This window comes from Kitasatospora acidiphila, from assembly GCF_006636205.1.
GTDB lineage: Bacteria > Actinomycetota > Actinomycetes > Streptomycetales > Streptomycetaceae > Kitasatospora > Kitasatospora acidiphila.
The window spans coordinates 1,960,166-1,981,815 of record NZ_VIGB01000003.1 but is presented as its reverse complement, the minus strand read 5'-3'; the positions used below and the strand labels follow the sequence as shown (position 1 = coordinate 1,981,815).

21 protein-coding genes and 2 pseudogenes are annotated in these 21,650 nt (G+C 71.9%); 7 read left to right on the top strand and 16 right to left on the bottom strand.

Annotated elements, in window-relative coordinates; translation table 11 throughout:
- Window positions 1-28 precede the first annotated feature (28 nt).
- A complete protein-coding gene (locus E6W39_RS10025; protein WP_141637649.1) occupies window positions 29-2,674 on the top strand; it encodes a SpoIIE family protein phosphatase in 2,646 nt (881 codons plus the stop codon).
- A gap of 15 nt (window positions 2,675-2,689) precedes the next feature.
- Here the strand turns inward: E6W39_RS10025 and E6W39_RS10020 are convergent, their stop codons facing one another.
- The 8 genes from E6W39_RS10020 to E6W39_RS09985 all read right to left on the bottom strand — a co-directional run bounded on the left by E6W39_RS10020 (window position 2,690) and on the right by E6W39_RS09985 (window position 10,950).
- A complete protein-coding gene (locus E6W39_RS10020; protein ID WP_228718054.1) occupies window positions 2,690-4,147 on the bottom strand; it encodes a M1 family metallopeptidase in 1,458 nt (485 codons plus the stop codon).
- Window positions 4,148-4,246: 99 nt separating this feature from the next.
- Window positions 4,247-6,130, bottom strand: a complete 1,884-nt coding sequence (locus tag E6W39_RS39185; protein ID WP_181799181.1) for an Ig domain-containing protein — start codon at window positions 6,128-6,130, stop codon at window positions 4,247-4,249.
- Between the two features lie 363 nt (window positions 6,131-6,493).
- Complete coding sequence (locus tag E6W39_RS10010) at window positions 6,494-7,243, bottom strand: thioesterase II family protein (protein ID WP_141633235.1); 750 nt, start codon at window positions 7,241-7,243, stop codon at window positions 6,494-6,496.
- 34 nt (window positions 7,244-7,277) lie between these two features.
- Window positions 7,278-8,300: a 2-dehydropantoate 2-reductase gene (locus E6W39_RS10005; RefSeq protein ID WP_181799180.1), complete on the bottom strand. Its 1,023-nt coding sequence runs from the start codon at window positions 8,298-8,300 to the stop codon at window positions 7,278-7,280.
- 273 nt (window positions 8,301-8,573) lie between these two features.
- A complete protein-coding gene (locus E6W39_RS10000; RefSeq protein ID WP_141633234.1) occupies window positions 8,574-8,999 on the bottom strand; it encodes an ATP-binding protein in 426 nt (141 codons plus the stop codon).
- A gap of 178 nt (window positions 9,000-9,177) precedes the next feature.
- Window positions 9,178-9,390 carry a hypothetical protein gene (locus E6W39_RS09995; protein WP_141633233.1) on the bottom strand — a complete coding sequence of 71 codons (213 nt, stop codon included), beginning with the start codon at window positions 9,388-9,390 and terminating at the stop codon, window positions 9,178-9,180.
- Between the two features lie 55 nt (window positions 9,391-9,445).
- A complete protein-coding gene (locus E6W39_RS09990) occupies window positions 9,446-10,225 on the bottom strand; it encodes a transcriptional regulator (RefSeq protein WP_141633232.1) in 780 nt (259 codons plus the stop codon).
- 95 nt (window positions 10,226-10,320) lie between these two features.
- Window positions 10,321-10,950, bottom strand: a complete 630-nt coding sequence (locus E6W39_RS09985; protein WP_141637646.1) for an HAD family hydrolase — start codon at window positions 10,948-10,950, stop codon at window positions 10,321-10,323.
- Window positions 10,951-11,179: 229 nt separating this feature from the next.
- Between E6W39_RS09985 and E6W39_RS09980 the strand changes: the two are divergent.
- Window positions 11,180-12,378 (top strand): annotated as a pseudogene (locus E6W39_RS09980) (RNA-guided endonuclease InsQ/TnpB family protein).
- A gap of 350 nt (window positions 12,379-12,728) precedes the next feature.
- On the opposite strand, the gene E6W39_RS41190 reads toward E6W39_RS09980, so the two are convergent.
- The 4 genes and pseudogenes from E6W39_RS41190 to E6W39_RS09965 all read right to left on the bottom strand — a co-directional run.
- On the bottom strand, window positions 12,729-13,505 hold the full coding sequence (locus E6W39_RS41190) for a hypothetical protein (RefSeq protein ID WP_228718053.1): 777 nt from the start codon (window positions 13,503-13,505) through the stop codon (window positions 12,729-12,731).
- Window positions 13,388-14,392 carry a hypothetical protein gene (locus E6W39_RS41185; RefSeq protein WP_228718052.1) on the bottom strand — a complete coding sequence of 335 codons (1,005 nt, stop codon included), beginning with the start codon at window positions 14,390-14,392 and terminating at the stop codon, window positions 13,388-13,390. The genes E6W39_RS41190 and E6W39_RS41185 overlap by 118 nt, the downstream gene beginning before the upstream one ends.
- Complete coding sequence (locus E6W39_RS09970; RefSeq protein WP_141637645.1) at window positions 14,389-15,084, bottom strand: ABC transporter ATP-binding protein; 696 nt, start codon at window positions 15,082-15,084, stop codon at window positions 14,389-14,391. The genes E6W39_RS41185 and E6W39_RS09970 overlap by 4 nt, the downstream gene beginning before the upstream one ends.
- A gap of 180 nt (window positions 15,085-15,264) precedes the next feature.
- A pseudogene (locus E6W39_RS09965) lies at window positions 15,265-15,669 on the bottom strand (RrF2 family transcriptional regulator); the annotation flags it as partial.
- Window positions 15,670-15,809: 140 nt separating this feature from the next.
- On the opposite strand from E6W39_RS09965, the gene E6W39_RS09960 reads away from it, so the two are divergent.
- A complete protein-coding gene (locus E6W39_RS09960) occupies window positions 15,810-16,436 on the top strand; it encodes an SDR family oxidoreductase (protein WP_228718051.1) in 627 nt (208 codons plus the stop codon).
- Complete coding sequence (locus E6W39_RS42760) at window positions 16,433-16,561, top strand: hypothetical protein (protein ID WP_267286682.1); 129 nt, start codon at window positions 16,433-16,435, stop codon at window positions 16,559-16,561. Before E6W39_RS09960 ends, E6W39_RS42760 begins: the two co-directional genes overlap by 4 nt.
- 34 nt (window positions 16,562-16,595) lie before the next feature.
- Here the strand turns inward: E6W39_RS42760 and E6W39_RS09955 are convergent, their stop codons facing one another.
- Entirely contained in the window at window positions 16,596-17,204 is a 609-nt protein-coding gene (locus E6W39_RS09955; RefSeq protein ID WP_181799179.1) for a TetR/AcrR family transcriptional regulator, read from the bottom strand.
- 123 nt (window positions 17,205-17,327) lie between these two features.
- Between E6W39_RS09955 and E6W39_RS09950 the strand changes: the two genes are divergently transcribed.
- Complete coding sequence (locus tag E6W39_RS09950) at window positions 17,328-18,518, top strand: FAD-dependent monooxygenase (RefSeq protein WP_141633230.1); 1,191 nt, start codon at window positions 17,328-17,330, stop codon at window positions 18,516-18,518.
- Between the two features lie 42 nt (window positions 18,519-18,560).
- On the opposite strand, the gene E6W39_RS09945 is transcribed toward E6W39_RS09950, so the two are convergent.
- Window positions 18,561-19,388: an SDR family oxidoreductase gene (locus E6W39_RS09945; protein WP_141633229.1), complete on the bottom strand. Its 828-nt coding sequence runs from the start codon at window positions 19,386-19,388 to the stop codon at window positions 18,561-18,563.
- Window positions 19,389-19,422: 34 nt separating this feature from the next.
- Window positions 19,423-20,025, bottom strand: a complete 603-nt coding sequence (locus E6W39_RS09940; protein WP_181799178.1) for a P-loop NTPase family protein — start codon at window positions 20,023-20,025, stop codon at window positions 19,423-19,425.
- A gap of 59 nt (window positions 20,026-20,084) precedes the next feature.
- On the opposite strand from E6W39_RS09940, the gene E6W39_RS09935 reads away from it, so the two are divergent.
- Together E6W39_RS09935 and E6W39_RS09930 are read left to right on the top strand one after the other, a co-directional pair.
- On the top strand, window positions 20,085-20,579 hold the full coding sequence (locus tag E6W39_RS09935; protein WP_141633228.1) for a macro domain-containing protein: 495 nt from the start codon (window positions 20,085-20,087) through the stop codon (window positions 20,577-20,579).
- Window positions 20,580-21,080 carry a GNAT family N-acetyltransferase gene (locus E6W39_RS09930; RefSeq protein ID WP_228718050.1) on the top strand — a complete coding sequence of 167 codons (501 nt, stop codon included), beginning with the start codon at window positions 20,580-20,582 and terminating at the stop codon, window positions 21,078-21,080.
- 3 nt (window positions 21,081-21,083) lie between these two features.
- Here E6W39_RS09930 and E6W39_RS09925 read toward each other — a convergent pair whose 3' ends face one another.
- Complete coding sequence (locus tag E6W39_RS09925; protein ID WP_141633227.1) at window positions 21,084-21,593, bottom strand: hypothetical protein; 510 nt, start codon at window positions 21,591-21,593, stop codon at window positions 21,084-21,086.
- Between the last annotated feature and the right edge of the window lie 57 nt (window positions 21,594-21,650).

The following is a 21,650-nucleotide window of genomic DNA, read 5'->3' as shown; positions in this document are numbered from 1 at the left end:
TCGGCGTAGATATGGGCCCATGGCCCGGATGAAGCGGGCGCGGGTGCGCAGCCTGGCCGGGCAGGTATTCGCGCTCCAGGTGCTGGTGGTGCTGCTACTGGTGGTGGCGGCGGTGACCGCCCTGGTGCTGCAATCGAGTTACGACAGCACCAAGGAGGCCCGCAACCGCTCGGTCGCCGTCGCCCAGACCTTCGCCAACGCGCCCGGTACCGCCGCGGCGATGAAGACGCCTGACCCCACGGCGATCCTGCAGCCCAAGGCCGAGGCCGCCCGGGTCGCCTCCGGCGTCGACTTCATCGTGGTGATCAACACCGACGGCATCCGCCTCACCCATCCGCTACCCGACCGGATCGGCAAGAAGTTCGTCGGCAACTACGAACCGGCGCTGCACGGCCAGGTGGTGACCGAACAGGTCAACGGCACCATCGGCCGATTGGAGCAGGCCATCGTCCCGGTGCACGACACCGACGGCACGATCGTCGGCGCGGTCTCCGCCGGCATCACCATCAGCAAGGTCACCAACGTGGTGGACAAGCAGCTGCCGCTGGTGCTCGGCGCGGCGGGCGGCGCGCTGGTCCTGGCCACCATCGGCACCGCGCTGGCCAGCCGCCGGTTGCGCCGCCAGACCCGCGGCCTCGGCCCGATCGAGATGACGCGGATGTACGAGCACCACGACGCCGTGCTGCACGCGGTCCGCGAGGGCGTACTGATCATCGGCGCGGCCAAGCGCGGCCCCGACACCCTGCTGCTCGCCAACGACGAGGCCCGCCGACTGCTCGGCCTGCCCGTCGACGCCGAGGGCCGGGCGGTCACCGACCTCGGGCTGGACCACCGCGCCACCGACCTGCTCACCTCGGGGCGGGCCGTCAACGACGAGGTGCTGGTCAGCCAGGGCCGGCTGCTGGTGGTCAACATCCGGACCACCGACGAGGCCGGCGGCCCACCCGGCAGCGTGGTCACCCTGCGCGACTCCACCGAACTGCACACCGCCTCCGACCGGGCCGAGGCCGCCGGCCGCCGCCTCACCCTGCTCTACGACGCCTCGGTGGCCATCGGCACCACCCTCGACGTCACCCGCACCGCCGAGGAGCTGGCCGAGGTGGCCGTGCCGCGGTTCGCCGACGTGGTCACGGTGGACCTCGCCGGGCCGGTGCTGACCGGCGAGGAGCCGGCCCCCGAGGACAGCCTGCAGATGGAACGGGTGGCGCTGCGCGGCGCCGAGTCGCTCGACCCTCAGGCGTACTACCCGGTCGGCGAAACCATCACCGTGCAGCGCGCCTCACCGCAGGGCCGCAGCCTGGGCGCCGGCCGCGCGGTGCTCGACACCGACCTGCCGAACTCGCCCGAATGGCAGGCCCAGGATCCGCAGCGGTCCGCCGCCGTGCTGGCCACCGGCGCGCACTCGGTGATCCGGGTGCCGCTGCGAGCGCGCGGGGTGCAGCTGGGCATCGCCAAGTTCTGGCGGTCCGGCGACTCGGCGCGCTATGAACCGGACGACCTCTCGCTGGCCGAGGAGCTCGGCGCCCGGGCCGCCGTCTGCATCGACAACGCCCGCCGCTACACCCGCGAGCACGGCATGGCGGTGGCCCTGCAGCGCAGCCTGCTGCCCCAGGGCCTGCCCGAGCAGAACGCCCTGGAGGTCGCCTCCCGCTACCTGCCGGCCCAGGCCGGAGTGGGCGGCGACTGGTTCGACCTGATCCCGCTGCCCGGCGCCCGGGTCGCGCTGGTGGTCGGCGACGTGGTCGGGCACGGTCTGCACGCGGCCGCCACCATGGGCCGGCTGCGCACCGCCGTGTACAACTTCGCGATGCTCGACCTGCCGCCCGACGAGCTGCTCTCCTACCTGGACGAGCTGGTCTCCCGGCTCGACCAGGAGCAGCGCCAGGAGCCCGGCAGCAGCGACGCGGTGACCGGCGCCGGCTGCCTGTTCGCCGTCTACGACCCGGTGACCCGCCGGTGCGCGATCGCCCGGGCCGGCCACCCGCCGCCCGCCGTGGTGCACCCGGACGGCTCGGTGGAGTTCCCCGAGGTCCCCGCCGGACCGCCGCTCGGCGTCGGCGGGCTGCCGTTCCTGGCGGTGGAACTGCAGCTGGCCGAGGGCAGCCGGCTGGTGCTCTACACGGACGGCCTGCTGGAGGACCGCCGCCGTGATCTGGAGACCGGCCTGGAGCTGCTGCGCCAGGCCCTCCAGCGCTCCGGCCCGGATCCGGAGCAGACCTGCGAGACGGTGCTGGCCGAGCTGCTGTCCGCGCACCCCACCGACGACGTCGCGCTGCTGGTCGCCCGCACCCGCGCCCTGCCGCCCGACCGGGTGGCGCAGTGGGGGGTGCTCGCCGATCCGGCCGCGGTGCGCGAGGTGCGGGCCGCGGTCACCCGCCAACTGGAGATCTGGGGCCTGGACGAGCAGACCTTCACCACCGAGCTGATCCTCAGCGAGCTGCTCACCAACGCGATCCGCTACGGCGGCGAGCCGATCACCGTGCGGCTGCTCTACGACCGGATGCTGACCTGCGAGGTGTCCGACGGCAGCAGCACCTCGCCGCACCTGCGCTATGCGGCCGAGTCCGACGAGGGCGGGCGCGGCCTCTTCCTGGTCGCCCAGTTCGCCGAACGCTGGGGCACCCGCTACACCGCGAGCGGTAAGGTCATCTGGGCCGAGCAGGAAGTCACCTGATCAGTAAGCGCTTGATCAGCTAACCGGCCGTGTCGGCTGCACCGGCCGTACCGGCTGCACCCGCCAGTCCGGGTGACCCGGCATCGGTGGCGTCCGGGTGCCGTGGAGCCAGTCGGTGAGGAAGCCCGACAAGTCCTGGCCGGCCACGGCGGAGGCGATGGCGATGTAGTCCTGCGTGCCGGCCACCCCGTACCGGTAGCGCGCCAGGAACGCCCGCTCGATCCGTCGGAAGGCCTCGTCCCCGACCTTCTCGTGCAGGGCGTAGAGCACCAGCGCCCCGCCGAGGTAGCGCTGCTCCGCGAACAGGCTGGCGGCGGCCGGTTCCGCCACCGGGCCCCAGTCGTGGCGCCACTGGTCACCATCGGCGTAGGTGGCCCGCATCCGGTCCTCCATCGAGGTCACGCCGGGCGAATCCGACCAGCCGCGCTCGTAGCGGTAGCGCATGCCGTAGTAGTCGGCGTGCCCTTCGTTCAGCCACAGGTCGGCCCAGTTGCGCGGCGTCACGCTGTCGCCGAACCAGGAGTGCACCAGTTCGTGCATCATGTGGGAGCCGATCAGCGGTTCGGCCTGGGTCAGGAAGCCGGGCTTGTAGAGCGTCAGGGTCTGGGTCTCCAGACCGGTGAAGCCGAAGGCGTCGGGCGCGTCGGTGTTCACCGGCAGCAGTCCGTAGGTTTCGAACGGGAACGGACCCAACTGCCGTTCTGCCCAAGCGATCTGGTCGGGAATCAGATCGAGTGACGGCTTCAGTGCCGCCAGCCGGGCGGCCGGCACCACATCGCGCAGCGGCAGTCCGTCCGGCCCGCGGTGCACATTCAGCACGTAGTCGCCGACCGCGACTTGGAGCAGCTCGGTGGCCATCGGCTCGCGGTAGCGGTAGTTGCGGGTGGTGCGCCCGTCGTGCTCGCTGCTCCCGGTCGGCAGCCCGCCGGCCACCCCGAGCAGTCCGTCCCGAGTGGTGACCGAGACGCTGTACGAGGCCTTGTCGTCCGGTCGGTCGTTGCACGGGAAGACGGTGTGCGCGCCGATGGGCTGGCCGGCCAGCGCGAATCCGTCGGCGGTCGGCACCCAGCCGGTGTGCGGCAGCTTGGCGCGTGGATCGGCCGTGTAGTCGACCCGCACGGTGAACTGGTCGCCGGCGCGGACGGCGCGGGCCGGGGTGACGGTCAACTTCTCGTCGTGCGCACTGAATTGAGCGGGCCGTCCGTCCAGGGTGACGCCGTGCACGGCGAGGCCGAGGGCGTCCAGGTCGAGGCTGTCGAGGCGTCGGCGGCTGCGCGCGGTGATCACGGCGGTGGCCGCCACCGTCCGGTCGGCCTCCTGGTAGTCGAACGCCAGGTGGTAGTCGAGCGCGTCGTAGGCGGTGCTGCCGAGCCCGGGGAAGACCGGGTCATCCGCAGCCGGCGCCGCCATGGCTGCCGGGGTGAGCGCGAGCCAGCATGCGAGGGCGAGAACAGTGCTCCGAGTGATCGTCACCTCACGGAGTGTATCCAGAGCTGGGGGTGGACCTGGCGCCGGACGGGCCGGAGGGCCGTGGCGAGTCGCCACGGCCCTCCGGGGTGAGCTGACTGATCGTCAGGAGACGGTCACGTCGTCGTAGTAGGTGTAGGTCGGGTCACCCGGGTAGTTGTCGTCCTTGTTGGTCAGGGTGAGGGTGTAGCTGTGGCCGGCGGTGACGCTGGCCGTCTTGTTGACCCAGGCCGAGCTGGCGGCGCAGGTCTTGGCGAGCACCGTGGTGGTGGTGCCGGTGGTGTTGTCCTTCAGGGTGGCGGTGGCCCAGTCGTAGGTCACGGTGTCCGGGCAGGTGTTGCTGTACCAGAAGGACAGCTTGCTGGAGCCGCTCGGCGCGGTGAAGGTCTGCGCGATGGAGGAGGTGTTGCTCGGGTTGGCCGAGCCGACCATCGCGCCGTAGCTGCCGCTGTGGGCGGCCGAGCCGGACGCGCTGGTGCTGCCGCTGGAGGTCCAGCCGGTCAGGTTGCCGGTCTCGAAGCCGCCGTTGGTGATGGCGCCGCCACCGCCGCCGGAGCCGGAGACGGTCCAGCTGAACGACGCGTTGCCGGAGGCGCCGGTGCCGTCCTTGGCGGTCACGGTGACCGACGAGGTGCCCGCGGTGGTCGGGGTGCCGGTGATGTCCCCCGAGGAGCTGATCGACAGGCCGGCCGGCAGGCCGGTGGCCGAGTAGGTCAGGGTCTGGCCCGAGCCCGAGTCGCTCGCCCTGATCTGCAGGTTGACCGCGGTGCCCACGGTGCTGCTCTGGCTGCCCGGGTTGGTCACCGTGACGGTGTTGCCACCGCCGCCACCGTTGACGATCGGGTGCGAGATCGCGCAGGAGTTGGTGTCGTTGGACCAGCTGGCCTGCTCGGGGTAGGTGCCGAACGAGCCGAACGAGATGTTGGCCGCGCCGCCCGTGGTGCCGGGGGAGAGCCAGGCGCACTCGTCGGAGTTCTCCTGGCCGTTGAACGAGCTGCCCGAGACGTGGTTGGTCCAGCCGCCGGCCGGGTTCATGTCGGACATCATCTCGTGCCACTCGTGGCCCAGGGTGATGGTCCAACCATCAAGGGTTCCGGGGGAGTTGACAAAGCCGACGCCGCAGCCCGCGCCCGAGTCCATGTTGTAGGGCTGGTTGCTGAACGCGAGGTCGCCGTAGGGCGAGTTGACCGCGCCGCCGCTGAGCGTGGAGTCACCGGTGTAGTCGTGCCAGGCGCAGTACTGGTTCTGGTAGCTGTCCGGGTTGGTCCCGGTCGGCGACATGATCACGTAGTACGCGTTGCGGTTGGAGCCCGACGCCGTGTTGCCGAAGTGGGCCGCCGCGTTGACGGCCTCCTGGCCCAGCTGGTTGCCGCTCGCGGTGCTCGGCGAGGCGACCGAGGTGTCCTCCCAGACGCCGGACAGCACGCCGCCGCTCTGGTACGGGATGAAGTTGGCGTTCGACGGGCAACTGGTCGCCCCGGAAGCCACGTTGGGGCCGTCGCACCACTGGGTCAGGTCGGCCGACCAGAGCTCGTTGTTGGTGCCGATGCCCTTGAACATCTGCTGGGCCGCGCCGGCCGCGCCGTCCGGGTCGCCGGAGAACTTGGCGTTCCCGTTGCTGTCGGTGCTCTGCGAGCCCCACTGACTACCGTAGAACACCAGGTAGACCTTGGCGTGGCCGCTGTTCACGCCGACGCCGTCGATGGCGCCGCCGTAGGACAGTGTCTCCGGCCCGGTGGCCACGTTCGGCGTCGGGTGGCTGGCGTCCCACGACTTCATCTTGGCGTTCTGCTGGATGGTCGGGATGACCCCGTGCCGGTACGAGTGGTTGTTCGACGGGTTGTAGGGGTTCGCGACCGATTGGCTGGCGGCCGACGAGGTGCCGGCCGGAGACGCGGCCGCGGTCATGGCGACACCGGTGATCAGCGACAGTGCCGCTACGCCGGTCAGGGCCGCTCTGGCGGCACCGCGGATCTGGGGAGTACCCATCTGTGGGGGGAATCCTCTCTCCTGCAGACCGTCAACGTGCCTGGTGGGCACGGACGGTCGGCTCTGTGGGGTCGACTGCGAGAGGCGCACTTGAGGAGCCGGCCCGCGATACGCATGGGTCCGGCCTGGCGTGCTGGATGGCACTGAGCCTAGGAGCGCGGCTGATTGGGGTTCACGCCGCGCGAGTGGGGGGAGCTAAACTTGCGGGTCACGGCAACGGTCCGCAACCGTCGGGCAGTTGATGCGCCGTTCGCTGCCGTGAAGCAAAGCAGAGTTGGCAAGTTGCGGTCAACGGTGCGAACGCCAAATTCGTGCCCCGACCGACCGATCGGTCGTGATGCTCGCCGGTGGCGGTGCCGACCGTTACCGAATTCCCAGTCGGCCGAGCATGTCGCCGAGCAACTCCTGCGTGTGGTCGGCGAGATAGAAGTGCCCACCGGTGAACGAGCGCAGCGCGAACGGGCCGTTGGTCCGCTCGGCCCAGGCAGCCACTCCCGCCTCGTCCACATACCGCTCGGAGTCGCCCAAGTAGCCGGTCACCGGCAGCTCCAGGGGTGCGGCGCCCGGTTCCGGACGGTAGCCGTCCACCACCGAGTAGTCGTTCCGCAGCACCGGCAGGATCAGCTCCAGCAGCTCCGGGTATTTGAGGAACTCGGCGTCGGTGCCGCCCAGTTCGGTGAGATCGGCGACCAGCTCGGCATCGGTGGCGTTCGCCAGGCCGCGCTTGGTCTCATGGCCGGGAGCGGGGCGGCTGGAGAGGAACACGGCGCGCAGCGTCGAGTGGCCGGCCAGTCGGCGCGCCGTCTCATAGGCCACCATGGCGCCCATGCTGTGGCCGAAGAACGCCAGCGGCGCATCGGTGAGCGAGGCGCAGGCCTCGGCGATCGGGTCGGCCAGCCCGGCGACCGAGCCGATCAGCGGCTCCCGGAACCGGTCCTCCCGGCCCGGGTAGCGCACCGCCAGCACCTCCACGCCGGCCGGGACGGCCTGGCCCCACGCGCGGAAGTAGCCGGCCGCGCCGCCCGCGTGCGGGAACAGGAGCAGCCGCAGTCGGGGCGTAGCCGTCGGCGGCGTGAGGCACCGGAACCACTGCTCGGCCATCGTGCTGCCCATGCCCGCCCGCTCCCCCCGGTCGATCTTGTCCGGGTCAGCGTACCGTGCGGACCTCGGCGAGCAACTGCGCCCCGGACCACTGGCGCGCGTGGCCCGGCTCGGCGCGCTCCGCGGCCCGGACCAGCTCCAGCAGCCGGGCGTTGGCCGGGGCGGTCAGGCCGTGCTCGGCGGCCAGATCCACGATCTCGCCCTGCAGGCTGCCGATCTCGGTCGGCCGCCCCCGCCGCAGGTCCTCCCACATCGAGGACCGGGCCTGGGCGTCCACCCGCAGACTCGCCGCCGCCAGCCGCTGGAACACCCGGTCCGGCAGCCCCAGCACCCGGGCCGTGACCGGCGCCGGGAACGGCCCCAGCCGCGCCACCGGCAGCCCCGCCGCCCGGAACGCCGCCAGCCCCTCCAGCTGGCAGAGCGCCAGGCAGCGCCGGAACGCCCGCTGGCCGAGCTGCTCCCGCAGCGGCAGGCCGGACAGCGCGTTGATCGCGTTGTTGAGGTTGACCAGCAGCTTGGCCCGCTGAACGGCCTCGATGTCCACCGCCGTCCGGGCCGCCAGTCCCGACGCCGTCAGCGCGGCCACCAGGGCGGCCGCCGTCGGCTCGTCCTGCACCATCAGCGCCCCCGCCGTGCCCCGGTGGAAGGTGCCCGGCACGGTCTGCAGCACGTTGTACGGCACCATGCCCGCCAGCACCGTCTGCCGCGGCAGCGCCGCCCGCAGCACCGCCGGGTTGTGCAGGCCGTTCTGGAAGCTGACCACCACGGCGGGCCGCTCGCCCAGCACCTGCGCCAACTCCTCGGCGGCCGCCGCAGTGGCGGCGCTCTTCACCGCGACCAGCACGTAGTCCGCCCCGGCGGCCGCCGCCGCATCGGTCGCCACCGCGAACGCCCCGGGCGGCACCACCCGGGCCGGCCGGTCGCCGCCGGAGAGGGTGAGCCCGTCGGCCAGCGTCTCCAGCACGGCCGGCCGGCCGATCAGCGTGACGTCGGCGTGCGCCGCGAGATGGCCGCCCAGGTAGCAGCCCACACTCCCGGCGCCGAACACGGCGATCCTGGGTCGCATCATCCGTCCCTCCTCATGGTGAACGCCCCAGCAATGGCGGCAGGACGCACCGTTCCAATGGAGGCCTGTCCGTTGGGCGGCGGGTGGGGTTGCCCTGGTGCCAGTTGTGCTGTCGCGCCTGTCGCCCGCGCGGTTCGTGGCCCCGTAGTTGGCCGGATTTCTGTCGGTCCAGTTTAGGTGGGGCCGGGACCGGGGCGAACCATGGGTAAGGCCGGGCCGGTAGGGCCGTCCAGGGGGCGCGAACTCCGTATGCCGAGAGCCTTGGAGGCCGCGCGGTCAGGCTGCTTTGACCTCCAGGTTGCACCAGACTTCTTTGCCAAGTGTGCCGAGTGGTCGTACACCCCAGGAATGGGCGAGTTGCTCGACGAGGAGCAGGCCGCGGCCGCCCTCACGGGTACAGGCGTTCTGGATGACCGGGAGGCTGAGGGCGGCAGTGTCGGCGACGCCGATGCGGAGGCGGTCGCCGGACAGTCGCCAGGCTACGGCGGCGGTCTCGCCGCCGTTCAGCAGGGCATTGCCGAGCAGTTCGGACAGGACCAGGCAGGCGTCGTCGGGGTCCAGACCGTGGGCGGTGAGGTGGTCGCGGAGGCAGCGGTGGGCCGTGCCCACGGTGGCGCGGACGACGACGGCGGTGAGGGTGTCCTCGCCGTCGGGATCGGACGGCCCGTCAACGGCATAGTTCAGCAAGGGAACGAGAGACATGAGTGCTCCTGTACAGGTGGATCTCCCCCTCGTGGGGTGGTGGCCCGCCCTGGTCGGACGCCGTGCACAGTGCGACGACCGGGGCGGGCCGCCCACGTGGCCTCTTCCCCAAGCTCGACCGCGCGGGGGTCTACGGCGGTGGTCCCGCCCACCGACGGCGGGGCATTCAGACCGCCGGCTAGGTGGTGAGGCTGATAACGATCCCGAGGTGAATCTGCTTCATCAGGAGGAGCGTGGCGTCCAGCTCGCGTTCGGTAGCGCCGGTGCGGGAGGTGACCTGACGGTCCAGCGAGCGCCCGAGGGAGCGCAGCTCGGAGCGGGCGGCGTCCTGGTCCAGCGGACAGGCGAGCTTGTCGTCGGTGATCTCAAGTGGAGCGGGTGTCGTAGTCATATGGGGATGATCGGCCGCCCGAAAGGGCCGAAGTGACACAATCTGTGACACTCGTTCAGACCGCGCGAGTCCACCGGCAAAAAGCTCGCAACTCCTCGTTCCGGCCTCGGGAAAGCCGCAGCAGTGTCGCCAGTTGAGCCCGCACCTGGCTGTGCTCCCGCACGTGCTGGGGCGCGATGCGCCGTGCGATCTGCAATGACTCAAGAGTCTGCTGGCGCTGTCCCAACTGCATCTGGGCGCGCCCGAGATCGATGTAGTAGTGCGAGCGGCGCTCGGCCGTCAGGGCTCGCGGAGGTGCCCAGTGGTCGGCTTCGGCGACCGCGCGGTGGAGATCAGCTGGGTCTGCGAGTTCGACGGCGACCGCCAGTTGGTGAATCCTCAGTGAGTCCGGGCCGACTGCGGTTCCGTCGTACAGCCGCTCCGGCAGCTGCCGGGCTAGGGGTTCGGCGAGCGAGATGTGGTCGCGGGCCTGGTCGGCGCTGCGCATTCGGCCTGCGACCACGGCTGCCCTCATGTGTAGAGCCGCAGCCGACGCCACCTTGGTGACCGTGTCGAGGCGCGGCATTGCGTCGAGGGCAGTCTCAATCGACCGCAGGCCCTGGTCCAGTCGGTTCGAGGCGAAGTAGATCTCGGTTCGCACATAGGCTGCGGCAGCGAGCAGCGCCGGGTCCTCAGTGAATTCGGCTGCCCAGTGCATCAGCCCGATGAGCCTAGCCGACAGGTCGGTGTAGCCGAACTTGTATGCAACAGCGTCCGCAGCGCGGAGTGCGAGCGTCAGGAGATGGGCGACGCGCCGACGGTGGTCACCGGTTGCCGGGGCCAGGGCGCGGAACAACTCCTCCAGTAGCAGCGGCGACTACTCGGAACGGCACCCAGGTCCAACTGGCCCGGGGCCGGAAGTGCTTCAGCGTCCCACCATGGTGTGCTTCTTCATACTGACTGAGTCAGCAGGTCCGCCAGCTCTCCAAGCGAGTTGACTGTCCACTCGGCGTCAGGCGCGGACCGCAGGAGGCCGATCGGGCCGCGGCGGATGTGCGCGGTGCGGAGCCCGGCGCCCCGGGCTGGCGTGATGTCGTTGGCCGGGTGGTCGCCCACATAGACGGTCTCATGTGGCTGAGCCGGGACCCAGTCGATGAGGCGCTGGAAGAAGTCCGGCGACGGCTTGGCGACACCCCACTCGGCGGAGGTGGCGATCCCGTCGATGGGCAGCAGCAGCCGCCGGAGGCACTCACCTGCGCGCACGTTCTGGTTGCCAGCCACCCCTACCCAGATCCCGGTGTCCTTGAGTCGCTGGAGGGCAGCGCGAGCATCTGGGTACAGGTCGGTTTCGTCGAGGTACTCGTCGTGGCCAGCGGCCCGCCGCAGCTCCCACTCCGCAAGTACATCGCAGCCGGGGCGGATCAGGCGGATTGCCTCAGCGTTGTCCAGGTCTTGGGCGAGGACGGCGCCGACGACTGCGGACATGGTGTGCGCGGGGACGCCGAGCCAGGTGGCCCAGTCACGCCAGTAGCGAGTGTCGCTGGTGAGGGTCTCGCCGATGTCGAGCACGACCGCCTTGATCGTCATGGGGGCAGCGTAAGGCGTGTGCAGCGATACATGCCCGTCCGCGTTCACCAGCGCCGCCCGGGTGGGCGGGCGGCGCTTGGTGGCGCCCTTGGGCATGGCGTTGCGTGTGCAGGTCGTAGGCGACGTGTCGTCCGGCGTGGGTATCGGCGTCGGGCGTCAGTGTGGTGACACATGGCATGCGTAGTATTACCAAGCGTCAGAATTGGAAAGGAGGTGGGCCGGGATGATCCGTGCGTACAAGTTCCTCATGCGGCCCACCGTGGGCCAGCAGCAGGCGCTTACCGAGATGCTGCGGGATCACTGCTCGCTCTACAACGGGGCGTTACAGGAACGCCGGGAGGCCTACCGGCATGTCTCCAAGACGACAGTCCGGTACGGCGACCAGTCCGCACAGCTCAAGGAGATCCGGGCGTTCGACCCGCAACGTCAGGGCCGCTGGTCGTTCAGCTCGCAGCAATCGACCCTGCGGCGGCTGGACAAGGCGTTCGTCGCGTTCTTCTCCCGGGTCAAGTCTGGGGAGAAGCCCGGATATCCCCGGTTCCGGGGCGTCAACTGGTTCGACACCGTGGAATTCCCCAAGGACGGCGATGGTTGCCGCTGGGACTCCACCCCGCACGACCCGGTGACCCACGTCCGTTTCCAGGGCGTCGGCCATGTCAAGGTCAACCGGCACCGCCCCGTGGTCGGAAAGGTCAAGACCCTATCGGTGAAGCGCGAAGGCAGGCGCTGGTACGTGGTGCTGACCGCTGAGCAGGGCGAGCCGGAGCCGCTGCCGGCGACGGGATCTGTGGTCGGCATCGATATGGGCATAGCGAACTTCCTCGCCGACTCCGATGGCGGGTTCGTCCCCAACCCGCGCCATGGCCGGGAGGCTGCTGCGGAGCTCCAAGCCGCGCAGCAGGCCCTTGCCCGGTGCAAGCGGCGCAGCAACCGCCGCCGCAAGGCCGTGCGCAAGGTAGCGGACCTGCACCGCAAGGTCCGACGCCAGCGCCTCGATCACGCCCACAAGACCGCCTTAGGCCTGGTCCGTGAGCATGACCTGATCGCGCACGAAGAGCTCAAGATCCGCAACATGGTCAAGGCCCCCGCGCCGAAGCCCGACCCCGACCGGCCAGGCGGCTTCCTGCCCAACGGGGCTGGTGCGAAGGCCGGACTCAACCGATCGATCTCGGACGCCGGATGGGGGGTGTTCCTGACGATCCTGCACGCCAAGGCTGAAAGCGCCGGACGGGAAGTGATCGCCGTGGACCCCGCAACACCTCCCGCACCTGCCCGCCCTGCGGGCACGTCGCAGCGGAGAACCGGCCGACACAGGACACCTTCCACTGCGTCAGCTGTGGCCACCAGGCGCACGCTGACACGGTGGGAGCCGTCAACGTTCTACGGGCCGGGCTGGTCCGTCGCGACGCCCGGAAGGGTTAGCGAGAAGCCCCCGCGTCCACGCGGGGAGGAGTCACGGTCACGAACCACCGGACCGCCGACAGCCTCGGTGACGGTCTGACCACCGCGAGTAGCCCGTGGTCGGCCAGGATCACCGCCCTGTGCAAGCCGAGCGCTGCCCCATCCGCTTGCCCTCACACCCTCGGTCCCCACACGGCGGAAGCCCGTGCAGAGGCCGTGGCCCCGGTAGAACGCGCAGGCGTCCTGGGCGACCGTGCCGATCGGGATGCGCATGCTGAGGAACGCCTTGCCGCGCTCATGGCGGAGTTCTCCTAGGCGGACGAAGACCGGCGCCCAGAAGATACGCGCGTGCATCCGATACGACAATGCACCTACCGCGCCGTCAGCTTCCCCGCCCGCTCCCAGGCCCAGTAGCCCAGCACCGCCGCCAGCGCCAGCCCCAGCGCGCCCACCGGCACGCAGGCCGTGGTGGTGTCGGCCCGCAGCGCGTCCGACAGCGGCGCCGACAGCACCAGCACCGCCAGCGCCGGCCCCGCCGCGTACCAGGCGGCGAACACCAGCGGCCCGGTGCCACCGCCCGCACCCCCCGCCGGAGACACGATCAGATCGCGCCGCATCACGCCCCGGCAGGCGTTCACCAGACCGGCCGCCACCAGCGCCGGCACCAGTACCGGTGCCAGCCAGACCGCCGGACCGCCGCCGGCCAGGGTCACCACCAGCGCCGCCACCACGGCGAGCAACCCGCCCAGCGCGACCGGCACGATCGCGTGCCGCAGCATCAACCCGGTGATCCGGTACGGCGACCAGGAGGACCGCCGCAGATCGTCGGTGTCCACCCGGGCCGGCTCCAGCAACTGCGCCACCGCCAGGTACCCGAAGAGCAGCGCCGCCCCCGACGCCACCCAGGACGGCAGCCCGCGAGTGCTGTGCGCCGGCACCGCGCAGAGCAGCGCGGGCGCGGTCAGCAGCACCGCGCGCCCCAGCCGGGACGGCGCCCGCAGCAGTGCCGTCGCGTCCCGCCACGGCACGATCAGCCACTTCTGCCGCGGCACCGGCAGCCGCAGCCGGTGCCACGGCCGCGTCCCGCCGGCACCGCTGACGGCCAGCCGGGCGGCCCGCAGCTCGACCTTGCGCAGCGCGGCCAGCACGCCGGCGGCGGTCCGGGCGCGCTCCCGCAGTCGGTACAGCGGGATGGCCGCCGCCGTCCGGTCCGCCAGCACCAGCGCCGCCCCGGTGCCGCCGACCAGCAGCGCCGCCGCCACCCAGGCACCGGGCACGGACGCATGGGTCGGCCCGAGCGCCGCGATCCCGGCCCACCCCACGGCCCCGACCACAACTCACCGCGTTCCAGCCACCCCACCCGGTGCCCCGCCACCGCGAACCCGCACTGCACCGCCAGCCCCAGCACCGCCAGCACCGCGGCCGGCGTCAGCCGGCGCACCCAGTGCGCGGCCCGGTCGCTGCGCTCCACCCAGACCGCCGCACTGGTGGCCAGCAGCGGCACACCGAGCCCGCCGACCAGGCACCAGCCGAACGCCGCCGCCAGCCCCACCCGGTCCATCAACCCCAGCGCCACCATCGCCCCGCAGGCCGCGACCAGCCCGGGAAAGGCGGCCAGCGCGCAGGACAGCCAGAACCACGGCCGCAGCACCGGCCGGGGCCGCACCGGATGCGCCAGCAGCCAGTCCATCGCGGCCCGCGGCGGCACCACGGGCCCGCGCCACATCGCGTCCCGCAGCACGACGAGGAACGTGCCGAGCGCGACCGCCGTCACCCCGGTGGGCAGCGCCGCGAGCAACTGGCCGCCGTGCCCGGTGTAGTCGGCGCCCATCCGCTGCTGCAGGAACAGCCCGAGGCTCGGCATGCCACCCCAGATCACCAGCCCCAGCAGCACGCAGTAGAGCGCGAACCCCACCTGCTTGGCCCGGCCCACCCGGTGCGGGGCGCGCAGCCGGCGCAGCAGCGCCAGCGCCTCCGGGGTCCAGTCGTCCGCTTCCGTCCAGGGCGCGGGCGCTTCGGTCTGCGAGGCGGTCACCGCAGACCCACCCGGGTCAGCACCTGGTCGGCCGGACCCTCGGCCAGCACCCGGCCGTCCTCCAACACCACTACCCGGTCGGCCACTTCACGCGCAAGGTCGGTGTGGTGGGTGACCAGCAGCACCGCCACGCCGTCCGCCAACTCGCCGCGCAGCAACTCGGCCAGCTGCCGCCTGGCCTCCGGGTCGAGGCGCTGCTCCGGCTCGTCCAGCAGCAGCAGGTCACGCGGCCGCACCAGCGCGCAGGCCAGCAGCAGCGCCTGCAACTGGCCCGAGGAGAGCGCCGACGGCAGCACGTCGGCCCGCTCGGTGAGCAGCCGGTCGGCAAGGACCTGGGCCACCCACTCCTGCGAGTCGGCGACCCCGTGCGCGACGGCGACCAGCAGCAGGTGCTCGCGGACCGTGAGATCCGGATAGTGCGCCACCGTGTCGCCGACCACCGCCACCCGGGCCCGGATCCGCGGATCGTTCTCGTCCATCGGCAGCCCGTCGAACCGCACCGTCCCCGCCGTCGGCCGCTCCCGCCCCGCGGCCACCCGCAGCAGCGTCGACTTGCCCGAGCCGTTGTGCCCGAGCAGCGCCACGCACTCGCCCGCCGCCAGTGACAGGCTGATCGGATGCAGCGCCATCCGGTTGTCGTAGCTGCGACTCACCTTGGACAGCTGCAGGAGTGCCTTGGTTTTCTGGGCCATCAGTGGGGTGCCTCTCGATGTGCGGTCGATAAACACTAGCGAGCCTGGCTGAGAGGCTCGGCCGGGCTTGATGCCACGGTGCCGCCGCCTATGCCGTCCCCTATTCCGTCCCTGTGCCGTCCCCGCCAGGCGTGACCGCACGTGAGCCTGCGCGCCCGGCGGGAGCGTGGCGAGGATGTCGGCGATCGAGGTGCCCGCGAGGGTGGCCCGCCAGGCCTCGTGGGCCTCGGCCATCTTCGCGGCGAGGATGCAGGTGTGCCGGCACTGCTCGGGCGACAGCGCCCCCTGGCCCTGCTGGCGGATCTCCCGGCACTCATAGGGCGGGGCCGCGCCGTCGACCGCCTCGACGATCTGCAGCAGCGTGATCTCCTCGGGCCGGCGGGCCAGCCGGAAGCCGCCCCGGGGGCCCGTCGACGCGGCCAGCGCACCGGCCTTGACCAGCGGCTGGAGCTGCTTGGCGAGGTACGGCGCGGGGACGTCGAAGTACAGCGCGAGCTGCGCCGCCGACGCCGTCGCCCCGGTTTCGAGCTGGGCCAGCGTGGTGGTGCAGTGCAGGACCCACTCGGTGCTCACAGGCAGCTTCATGCTCGTGAGTTTAGCCGGGACGAGGCTATTGAAGACATTGCAGATCTATTTAGTCCGAGATAGCCTCGGGCCGTGGATCCGGATGAGCCCGGGTCCGGGTCATGAACACATCCAGCAGAGATCGACAGGGGAGTCCAGCCATGCGAATCGCAGTCGCCGGTGCCACCGGGAACATCGGGGCCCGCACCGCTGCCGCCCTGGAACGCGACGGGCACGAGGTCGTCCGGATCAGCCGCGCGCTCGGCGTGGACCTGGTGACCGGGGAGGGGCTCGACGCCGCGCTGGTGGGGGTGGCCGCCGTCGTCGACGCCATCAGCCCACCGGTGCTCGACCGCGACGGGACGGTGGCGTACCTCGGTGCCGCCACCCGCAACCTGCTCGCCGCCGGGGAGCGGGCCGGCGTCCGCCAGCAGGTGCTGCTCTCGATCGCCGGCATGGACCGGATCGGCGGTGGTGGCAACGCCCACTACGCGGGCAAGCGCGAACAGGAACGCCTGGTGGTTGCCGGCCCGGTGCCGTGGACCATCGTCCCGGCCACCCAGTTCCACGACTTCGCCGAGCTGGTGGTGAGTTGGACCGAGCACGACGGTGCCGCCCTCGTCCCCCGCTGCTGGTCCAGCCGATCGCCCCCGACGACGTGGCCGCCATCCTGGCCGAGCTCGCCACCGGCGAAGCGCAGGGCCGCTACCCCGACATCGCCGGCCCCGACACGCAGGACCTGGTCGACATGGCCCGCCGCACACTGGCGGCACGCGGGCGCACGGTGAGGCTGCGGCCCACCTGGGACGGCCCGTTCGGCCTGGCGGCGGCGGGCAACGTGCTGCTGCCGGGTGAGGGTGCGCGGATCGCGCCGACCACGTTCGACGAGTGGCTGGAGGGACAGCAGGCCTGATGCCGGGAGTTCGGGGTTCTGGGGGTGCCCGCCGTCAGTGCCCGACTGCCAGTAGGGCCCCCAGGTAGCGCGCCACCTCCGCGCGCAACTCCTCGCGCCCCGGTGGGTGTTCGCTCCCGCTGCCCACGGCGGAGTTGAACAGCACGCCGTCGCACCAGCGGACCAGGCGGCGGGCGTCCGCGTCCGGTGCCGCCGAGCCGCATCCGGCCAGCAGGGCGGCCGCGAAGTCCAGGAAGCCGGCGCCCAACTTGTCGTAGACGGCGCGTAGTTCGGGGCGGCGGGTGGCTTCCAGGGCGAGTTCGAAGCGGGCGATGGTGAGCGTGCGGCCGGTGGTGAGGGCCTGGTGCAGGGCGGTGCTGGTCAACTCCGTGAGCAGTTCGCGCGGTTGGCCGGGCGGCAGGGGGGTGGGTGCTTCAGGTGCTTCGGGTGCTTCGGGTGCCTCCAGCTCGGCGATCCGGGTGATCGCCAGCTCCAGCAGTGCCGCCCTGGTCCGCGCCAGGTTGGAGGTCGAGCCGGTGGGCAGCCCGGCGGCCTCGTCCACGGCCCGGTGGGTCAGCCCGCGCAGGCCGCGCTCGGCGATCAGCGCGATCGCGGTGTCGGCGATCAACGTCGGGCGGTCGGGCTTCGGGCGCTCGGGCTTCATGGCTCCGATCATCGCGGTTCTGCTCCCTCCGACCCAAAACTCCCTCCGACTCGCACCACACTACATCTGTAGTATCGTCGACATCGGAAGCAAACTACATCTGTAGTACCCCGGGGTTGGATCATGGAAGCGATCGTCATCGGCGGCGGAATCGGCGGCCTGGCAGCCGCCCTCGCCCTGCACCGCCTCGGCCACCAGGTCACCGTGCACGAGCGGGCCGCCTCCCTGGAGCCCGTCGGCGCCGGCCTCGCAGTGGCCCCCAACGCCCTGCGCGCACTCGACCGGCTCGGCGTCGGCGACCAGCTGCGCGCCCACGCCGGGCCCGACCACCCGGCCGCCGGCCTGCGCCGCCCCTCCGGTCGCTGGCTGGCCCGGGTCGACTACGACGCCATGGCCGGCGTCTTCGGCGACAGGCTGGTCGCGGTCGCCCGCTCGGTGCTGGTCGACACGCTGGCCGCCGCCCTCCCGCCCGGAACCGTCCGCACCGGCTCACCGGCCGAACTGCTCGACCACGGCGCCGCCGACCGCCCCGCAGCGGTCCGCACGGCCGACGGCGAGCGCACGGCCGATCTGGTGGTCGGCGCCGACGGCATCCGCTCCGCCACCCGGGCCGCCCTTCTCCCGCGCCACCCCGGCCCGCGCTACTCCGGCTTCACCACCTGGCGCACCCTGATCCCGTCGCCCCCTCGCAGGCCGTCCGCCGTCGGCGAGATCTGGGGGAGTGGGGGACTGGTCGGTGTCGTCCCCCTGCTGGGGCGCCAACTCTACGTCTACGCAGCCACCTTGGCCCCAGCCGGCTCCCGAACCGCTGACGGCGACGAACTAGCGGAACTGCGACGCCACTTCGGCACCTGGTGCGAACCCGTCCCCGAGCTCCTCGCCGCCGCCGACCCGAACCGCGTGCTGCGCCACGACGTTTGGGAACTCGCCGACCCGCTCCCGGCCTACCACCACGGCCGGGTCGCCCTCCTCGGAGACGCCGCCCACGCCATGTCCCCGTTCCAGGGCCAGGGCGCCTGCCAGGCCATCGAGGACGCCCTGGTCCTCGCAACCACCCTCGGCGCCGACCCCGTCACCACCCTCCCCGCCTACACCGCCGCCCGCCTGCCCCGCACCACCGCCATCGTCGCCGGCTCCCGCCGCGTGGGAGCGCTGGTGGCCCGCACCACCCCGGCGGGCGTCCTGGTCCGCGATGCACTGCTCGCCGTCACGGGCCTGCTGCCGCAGCGCCTGGTGCTCCGTCAGATGGCGGGTACGTACGCGTGGGAGGCGCCGGTGCTGGGGCAGCCTGACCGCGTTGCCGAACGAGGGTGAAGTGATCGCGGGTGCCGCAGGGCGGGCCGGTGGAACTGCCCGTCAGTGCGCGCGGCGTAGGAACTCGCGGGCGCCGCGCAGGGTGGTGTGCAGGAGGCGTTGCGTCCGGGTGCTGTCCAGGCGGACGTCCAGTGGGCCCGGGGTGTCGGTGTCGGCGAGGCGGCCGGCGGGGAGCAGGGCGGCGTCCAGGCCGTCGCGGGCGGCGATCAGGAGGCCGAGTTCGTGGCGGCTGAGGGCGTCCGATCCTGCGACGTGGCACACGCCCGCGTGATCGGAGGCGCTCAGCTCGAGGAGGGCCCCGGCGAGGTCGGTGACATGGACGGGGCACCGGATGGCATCGGTGAACAGGACGCCGCTCCGCTGCCCGGTGGCCAGGTCGTGGACGAGTGCCTCGTGGACCGAGTCGCCGTCGCCGATGATCAGCGAGGTGCGGGCGATGACGGCGGCCGGGGCGAACAGGCGGATCGCCGTTTCGGCTGCGGCCTTCGCGGCCCCGTACGGGGTGATCGGGTCGGGGTCGGCGGATTCGTCGTAGTGCACGTCGGCGCCGGAGAAGACGGCGTCGCTGGATACGTGCACCAGGCGGGATCCGTACTGACTCGCGGCCATCGCCAGGCGGGTCGGGCCGTCGGCCGTGGTGGCCCAGTCGGCCTGGCGGTACGCGGCGTTGATGACGACGTCCGGCCGGGTCTCCCGGAGTGCCCGCGCGATCTCCTCGCTGCGGCGCAGGTCCATGGGAAACCAGCGGACCTGGGGGATGTCGCCGGCCCGCGAGGTGAAGGTCGCCGTTACGGCGTGCCCGGTTGTCGACGCCTGCCGAACCAACTCGCGGCCCAGGAAGCCGTTACCGCCTACGATCAGGATGTTCATGGTCCACCACGCTATGACGCCGCGCTCTGGCACGTCATCCGGCCTGCGCCAGCGCCAGCACCGCGTCCGCCACCTCCGCCACCGGGCGCCCGCTGCCCACGTCGATGTGGTTCAGGTCCAGTGTGGTGACGGCGTCCAGCATCGCCGCCTGGTAGCGCAGCGTGCGGGCCGTGAACCTGTCCATCAGATGCCGCTCCTGCTCCGTCGCCTCGTCGTAGCGCCCGGCCGTGCGGATCCGGGTGCGGAGCAGGGCGTCGTCAGCGGTGAGCCAGACAGCGGTCGTGCCGGGGGCGGTCAAGGTGGCGACGCGGGTCGGCCAGAGCGCCGATCCCTCCAGTACGAGGCCCGGGCCCTCCCCGGCCGCATACGTGGTGACGAGTTGTTCGATCCGGGGCCACAGCCGCTCGTAGTGGTCGAGCACGGAGGCCAGCAGTTCATCGACCGTGAGGGTGCCGTAGTGCTCGGCCACATGCGCCGGCACCTCCCGCTCGGCCGTCCGCCACGGCCGCCCCGGGTGCCGCGCCAGCCCGTCCGTCGACAGGCAGTCGAGGCCGAGCCGTTCCGCGATCGCCTGGGCCACGGTCGACTTGCCGACGTTGGATGTGCCACCGATCAGGACCACCCGGACTGCGTGCATGCTGTCGACGCTACCGCCGAGCCGGGCCACTGTCAGGCCCCACCGCTACCCTCGGACACATGAGCGAGACGATCACCTACCGCACCGGAGACGCCACCGCACCACACGGCGCTGGGCCGAGGGTGATCGCACACGTCTGCAATGACGCGGGCCGCTGGGGGAGGGGGATCGTGGTGGACATCTCCCGGCGGTGGGCGGAGCCGGAGGAGGCGTTCCGGCAGTGGTACCAGGGGCGGGCGGAGAACGACTTCGGGCTGGGTGCGCTGCAACTGGTCCAGGTCGAGCCAGAGTTGTGGGTGGCGAACATGGTGGGCCAGCACGGTGTGCGAAGCAGGCGCGCACCCGGTGCGCCGGCGCCGGTGCGGTACGAGGCGATCGGGCAGGCACTGCGGCGACTTGGCGAGGAGGCACTGCGGCTCGGGGCGTCCGTGCACATGCCGAGGATCGGGTGCGGGCTCGCCGAGGGGCGCTGGGAGGTGGTCGAGCCGCTGGTTCGGGAGCAGCTGACGGACCGTGGGGTCCCGGTCACCGTCTACGACCTGGCGGGGGAGTGAGTGACTACGTCGACCATCAGACTGGCGCGCGAGCAGGACTTCGAGGGCTTCCTCGACCTGGCGGCCCAGGTCGAGCACTGGTTCGGCCCGATGGTCGAGGAGCCGGGGTTCCACGAGGCCGTGCGCAAGAACATCCGCCGGTCGACGGCGCTGGTCGCCGCCTCCCCGGGGTCGGACCGGCTCCGCGGTGCCCTGCTGTTCGGCGCGAAGCCCCCTGTGTACCACGTCCATTGGCTGGTCGTCGCCGAGGGCGAGCGCGGTAGCGGCACCGGCCGGGCGCTGGTGGAAGAGGCCGTCCGCAGGTTCGTGGACGCCCCGGGCACCCTTGAGGTGGTCACCTTCGGCGCCGACCACCCGGGCGCGGTGACCAGCGGCGCCCGGGTCTTCTACGAGCGGCTCGGGTTCACCCCGGCCGAGGCCGCCGCACCCGGCCCGGAGGGCGGCTCCCGGCAGGTCTACCGCCGCTCGGTCGACCGCCGGGAATGCCCGATAGCTGACTGACCGTCAATGGCCAAGAGAGCAGGCGAACTCGGCGAGCACCGCGAAGTCCCCCTCCCGCAGCCCGATCCGTGGGTTGACGTGGTGCAGCAGTGCGGGCCCCTGATGGTGAGCGGCCACATATGCTTCGTCCGCGTCCCCCAACTCGTCGTCCACCCAGGCGAACGGGCGACCGGCGGCGTACTCCACCACCCGCTCCGTCTTCCAGTGCACGTCGTCCGGGCGCTCCCGCAGCAGGGCGGGGCCGAAGTCGATGTAGGGCAGCTCGGGCAGGTTGACGGCCGGGCTGACCCACCGGTTGGCGTGGGCTTCCCAGGCCGTGGCCCAGCACAGCTCGAAGTCCAGTGCCAGCAGCGCCGCTCCGTGCTCCGGGTTGAGCCACACCCGTAGCGTGGAACCTGGTTCCCGGATCCGCGGCACCCGCAGGGTGAGGTACCCCGCCGGGCGCCGTTCGGGTTTGGCCGCATAGGGGTTGAGCGGGCCGTCGACGTCGAGGAAGAGCAGAGGCCGGTCCATATCCCCTATGGGTACCGCTGGTTGACCGATCTGGGAAGATCCCGTCCCGTCGGCGGT

Coding starts and splice junctions, on each gene's coding strand:
- E6W39_RS10025 (WP_141637649.1), top strand. CDS start 29: ATGAAGCGGGCGCGGGTGCGCAGCCTGGCCGGGCAGGTATTCGCGCTC.
- E6W39_RS39185 (WP_181799181.1), bottom strand. CDS start 6,130: ATGGGTACTCCCCAGATCCGCGGTGCCGCCAGAGCGGCCCTGACCGGC.
- E6W39_RS10010 (WP_141633235.1), bottom strand. CDS start 7,243: ATGGGCAGCACGATGGCCGAGCAGTGGTTCCGGTGCCTCACGCCGCCG.
- E6W39_RS10005 (WP_181799180.1), bottom strand. CDS start 8,300: ATGATGCGACCCAGGATCGCCGTGTTCGGCGCCGGGAGTGTGGGCTGC.
- E6W39_RS10000 (WP_141633234.1), bottom strand. CDS start 8,999: ATGTCTCTCGTTCCCTTGCTGAACTATGCCGTTGACGGGCCGTCCGAT.
- E6W39_RS09995 (WP_141633233.1), bottom strand. CDS start 9,390: ATGACTACGACACCCGCTCCACTTGAGATCACCGACGACAAGCTCGCC.
- E6W39_RS09970 (WP_141637645.1), bottom strand. CDS start 15,084: ATGGCCCAGAAAACCAAGGCACTCCTGCAGCTGTCCAAGGTGAGTCGC.
- E6W39_RS09960 (WP_228718051.1), top strand. CDS start 15,810: ATGCGAATCGCAGTCGCCGGTGCCACCGGGAACATCGGGGCCCGCACC.
- E6W39_RS09955 (WP_181799179.1), bottom strand. CDS start 17,204: ATGAAGCCCGAGCGCCCGAAGCCCGACCGCCCGACGTTGATCGCCGAC.
- E6W39_RS09950 (WP_141633230.1), top strand. CDS start 17,328: ATGGAAGCGATCGTCATCGGCGGCGGAATCGGCGGCCTGGCAGCCGCC.
- E6W39_RS09945 (WP_141633229.1), bottom strand. CDS start 19,388: ATGAACATCCTGATCGTAGGCGGTAACGGCTTCCTGGGCCGCGAGTTG.
- E6W39_RS09940 (WP_181799178.1), bottom strand. CDS start 20,025: ATGCACGCAGTCCGGGTGGTCCTGATCGGTGGCACATCCAACGTCGGC.
- E6W39_RS09935 (WP_141633228.1), top strand. CDS start 20,085: ATGAGCGAGACGATCACCTACCGCACCGGAGACGCCACCGCACCACAC.
- E6W39_RS09925 (WP_141633227.1), bottom strand. CDS start 21,593: ATGGACCGGCCTCTGCTCTTCCTCGACGTCGACGGCCCGCTCAACCCC.